General features: G+C 48.0%; 2 protein-coding genes and 2 pseudogenes. 3 read left to right on the top strand and 1 reads right to left on the bottom strand.

Translation table 11 applies throughout. From position 1 onward, the window contains the following. The first annotated feature begins 64 nt into the window (after positions 1–64). From M989_RS23750 to M989_RS26445, 3 genes and pseudogenes are all read left to right on the top strand, one after another. Entirely contained in the window at positions 65–2,062 is a 1,998-nt protein-coding gene (locus M989_RS23750; protein ID WP_008325030.1) for a BCCT family transporter, read from the top strand. 63 nt (positions 2,063–2,125) lie between these two features. Beyond that, positions 2,126–3,403 (top strand): DUF2254 domain-containing protein, encoded by a 1,278-nt coding sequence (locus tag M989_RS23755; RefSeq protein WP_000625672.1) that lies wholly within the window; start codon positions 2,126–2,128, stop codon positions 3,401–3,403. A 253-nt stretch (positions 3,404–3,656) separates the two neighbouring features. Beyond that, positions 3,657–3,845, top strand: a pseudogene (locus M989_RS26445) (Tn3 family transposase); the annotation flags it as partial. Here the strand turns inward: M989_RS26445 and M989_RS23760 are convergent. Next, positions 3,845–4,126 (bottom strand): annotated as a pseudogene (locus tag M989_RS23760) (IS6-like element IS26 family transposase); the annotation flags it as partial. The pseudogenes M989_RS26445 and M989_RS23760 overlap by 1 nt on opposite strands. Positions 4,127–4,424 lie beyond the last annotated feature (298 nt).

A 4,424-nucleotide genomic window follows, 5' to 3' on the forward strand; every position in this document is an offset into this window, starting at 1 on the left:
CCCTAATCTTTGAGATGTAGTACCCTCTATACAGTGCGGATTTTAATTAATGGAATAAATGATTATGAGTGAAAATGATACAATCCAAAAGAAGTCTAAAAGCCAGATTAACAAAGCGGTATTCTTTACATCTGCTTTGTTAATTTTCCTTCTTGTCGCCTTTGCCGCTGTATTCCCGGATGTCGCCGACAAAAATTTTAAACTACTTCAGCAACAAATCTTCACGAATGCCAGCTGGTTCTACATCCTTGCAGTGGCCCTGATTCTACTGAGTGTCTCGTTCCTGGGACTCTCACGCTACGGTGATATCAAACTGGGTCCGGACCATGCGCAGCCTGATTTTAGCTATCACTCCTGGTTTGCGATGCTTTTCTCGGCAGGGATGGGGATCGGCCTGATGTTCTTTGGCGTTGCTGAACCTGTGATGCATTATCTTTCACCTCCTGTCGGCACTCCAGAGACCGTTGCGGCAGCGAAGGAAGCAATGCGCCTGACGTTCTTCCACTGGGGCCTGCACGCATGGGCAATCTATGCTATTGTGGCACTGATCCTGGCCTTTTTCAGTTACCGTCACGGTCTGCCTTTAACGCTGCGTTCCGCACTTTATCCCATTATTGGCGAGCGCATATACGGACCTGTAGGCCATGCGGTTGATATTTTCGCCGTTATTGGCACCGTCTTTGGCGTTGCGACATCGCTGGGGTACGGTGTTTTGCAGGTGAATGCTGGTTTGAATCATCTTTTCGGGGTGCCTATTAATGAAACGGTGCAGGTGATTCTAATCGTTGTCATCACTGGTTTAGCGACGATTTCGGTGGTGTCCGGCCTGGACAAGGGAATACGTATACTGTCTGAGCTCAACCTGGGCCTGGCAGTGCTGCTGCTGGCGCTGGTCCTGTGTCTGGGACCAACCGTGCTTCTGCTGAAGTCATTTGTGGAAAATACGGGCGGTTATCTTTCTGAACTGGTGAGTAAAACTTTTAACCTTTATGCGTATGAACCTAAGTCGAGCAACTGGCTGGGGGGCTGGACATTACTGTACTGGGGATGGTGGCTTTCATGGTCGCCGTTTGTGGGGATGTTCATCGCAAGAGTCTCGCGCGGTCGAACCATTCGCGAGTTTGTCACCGGCGTGCTGTTTGTTCCCGCCGGCTTCACGCTCATGTGGATGACGGTGTTTGGTAACAGCGCAATCTATCTCATTATGCACCAGGGGGCGGCTGATCTCGCCAATACCGTTCAGCAGGATGTCGCGCTGGCCCTGTTTAATTTCCTGGAGCATTTCCCGTTTTCTTCCGTGCTGTCATTTATTGCAATGGCGATGGTCATTGTCTTCTTTGTCACCTCGGCTGACTCCGGGGCAATGGTTGTTGATACGCTGGCATCGGGTGGCGTCGCTAACACGCCTGTATGGCAGCGAATTTTCTGGGCCTCGCTCATAGGGATTGTGGCAATCGCACTGCTGATTGCGGGGGGACTGAGCGCGCTGCAAACCGTGACAATAGCGAGCGCATTACCTTTCTCAGTGATTTTACTGATATCCATATACGGATTATTAAAAGCCCTGCGTCGGGATTTGACCAAGCGTGAAAGCCTGAGCATGGCGACTATTGCTCCGACTGCAGCGCGTAACCCGATTCCATGGCAGAGACGCTTGCGCAATATCGCTTATCTGCCAAAGCGCTCTCTTGTGAAACGCTTTATGGGCGACGTTATCCAGCCCGCCATGACGCTGGTTCAGGAAGAACTGAATAAACAGGGAACGATAAGCCATATAAGTGATACTGATGACGAACGAATTCGGCTTGAAGTCGATTTGGGCAATGAGCTGAACTTTATTTATGAAGTGAGACTTCGTGGCTATAACTCACCGGCTTTCGCCATGGCTGCAATGGACAATGACGAGCAGCAGGCTGAGCAACATCGATATTATCGCGCTGAGGTCTATCTGAAAGAAGGCGGTCAAAACTATGATGTGATGGGCTGGAATCAGGAACAGCTGATTAATGACATACTGGACCAGTACGAAAAACACCTGCACTTCCTGCACCTCGTTCGTTAATACAAAAATGCCGTCCTGCCGGGCGGCATTTATTTTCCCGAACTTAATACAAGGATATGCTGAATGATTTCACGCTGGCAATGGATTCTCAGGCAGACACTTAAAAAGCTATGGTTCAGGGCAACGTTATTTGCAATGGTAGCAATAATAACGGCCCTTTTATCTATTCTTTTTAGATCAATGATCCCAGAGTCAGTATCAGTGAAGGTTGGTGCGGAAGCAGTTGATAATATTCTGAACATACTGGCATCGAGTATGCTGGCGGTGACCACATTTTCACTGAGTATCATGGTCACCGCTTACGGTTCAGCCACTACTAATGTGACGCCCAGAGCCACGCGTTTAGTTGTAGAAGACGTAACCACACAAAATGTACTGGCCACTTTTATCGGTTCTTTTCTCTTCAGCCTGGTAGGGATTATTGCCCTCAATATGGGAGCCTACGGAGAAAGGGGTAGAGTCATTTTATTCATTGTAACACTGGTTGTCATTGCCTTAATAATCAGCACATTGCTTCGCTGGATACAGCATTTGACCTCTCTGGGCAGGGTAGGTGAGACAACAGCAAAAGTAGAACAGGCGGCGATCGAGACATTTATTGCGAGAGCAAAAAGTCCATGTCTTGGCGGATATCCATGGCTTGAGAACAATGAACAACCAAAAGGAACTGTTGCCGTATATCCGGAGAAAATTGGCTATGTTGAATATATTGACATGGTCAAGCTCGGCAGTCTGCTGAGCAATGATCCTCGTCATGTATATCTTGTGGCGCAGCCAGGCAGTTTCATACATCCATCGATGCCAGTTTTGTACCTGAGTTCTGGTCAGGAGTCATCAATCTGTACCGATTTACTTGAAACGATCATTGTCTCGGATGTGCGTTCATTTGCTCAGGATCCCCGATTCTGTCTCAGCGTCATGGCCGAAATAGCCTGCAGGGCCCTTTCGCCCGCAGTAAACGATCCCGGTACTGCGATTGATGTCATTGGCAGAGGTGTTCGAATACTCTCCGCTTACGCGCAGAATAAAATAGATGAAACTGAAGTGATATATCCTTCAGTACATGTTGCGCCACTTCAGATCAAAGACCTACTGGAAGACTTTTTCTTACCTGTTGCACGTGATGGTGCGAGTATGAGGGAGATTCAGATAAGAGTCCTTAAAGGACTGTCTATGCTGAGTAAGGGTTGGCCTGGGATGTTTGCTGAAGCCGCACATATACTGGCATCTGAAACATTAGAGCATGCAACTCGTACTGGTCATATAGCCCATGACGAATATCTTATAAAATCAATTTATTATAATTTATTCAGTGGCGAAAATCCTAATAAAAAACCATAGTTGCGGGACAAAGGATTTGTCCTCTGGCAAGGTGAAAGCAAAGCATTCCAGTGAGAATGAGCGTCTACTTTGAGCTGTGATTTCAACTGATGGACGCAACACAATTATTGAACTCACAGCGTGAAGCGGACGTAGCTAATTTTGCACAGCCCTCGATTAGAAAATTTAAGAATCCAGCCTTCAATGGTGTCATGGCGACAGGCAATACCCCAGTCCAGTGGCATATGAAGCCACATTGTCGCTGCCGGGAATTTGTTTCACCCATTATCGCACCGGAGAACAGGCAGAAGACGAAGCAGCGCTTATGGCAGCGATCCTTGCAGATGCAATGAATGCCGGAGCCGAACGAATGGCACAGAGTTCACGGGATGTCACCATTCACCGGATGATGGTCATGGTGGAGCGTCATTTACGCGCTGCAATCTATGCATCTACCACCTCGGCCCGGTACAGATACGCCCAGCGGCCATTGACCTTCACGTAGGTTTCATCCATGTGCCACGGGCAAAGATCGGAAGGGTTACGCCAGTACCAGCGCAGCCGTTTTTCCATTTCAGGCGCATAACGCTGAACCCAGCGGTAAATCGTGGAGTGATCGACATTCACTCCGCGTTCAGCCAGCATCTCCTGCAGCTCACGGTAACTGATGCCGTATTTGCAGTACCAGCGTACGGCCCACAGAATGATGTCACGCTGAAAATGCCGGCCTTTGAATGGGTTCATGTGCAGCTCCATCAGTAAAAGGGGATGATAAGTTTATCACCACCGACTATTTGCAACAGTGCCAATTTTTGTACGTTAAGCGCATTATTTAACCAATCTTGGTTCGTAAGTGGTTGATTTTGCGTCAGTGGCTATCGCTTTTAAGTTGTCGCTCTTGCAGTATCGCATTTAGGTTATCCGATTAAGGTCAAACCTCTGAAAATGCCGTATAGCGCGGGAGTACACCCTATTGCTATAGGTAAGTCTGTTCAAAAAACAGGCTTACCGTACAATAATTCTCTATATCCAAACTGACCCC

The sequence above is a fragment of the Kluyvera georgiana ATCC 51603 genome, from assembly GCF_001654985.1.
Lineage (GTDB): Bacteria > Pseudomonadota > Gammaproteobacteria > Enterobacterales > Enterobacteriaceae > Kluyvera > Kluyvera georgiana.

Bases quoted from the DNA above. Each gene is read 5' to 3' on its own strand.
- M989_RS23750 (WP_008325030.1), top strand. From the start codon at position 65: ATGAGTGAAAATGATACAATCCAAAAGAAGTCTAAAAGCCAGATTAAC.
- M989_RS23755 (WP_000625672.1), top strand. From the start codon at position 2,126: ATGATTTCACGCTGGCAATGGATTCTCAGGCAGACACTTAAAAAGCTA.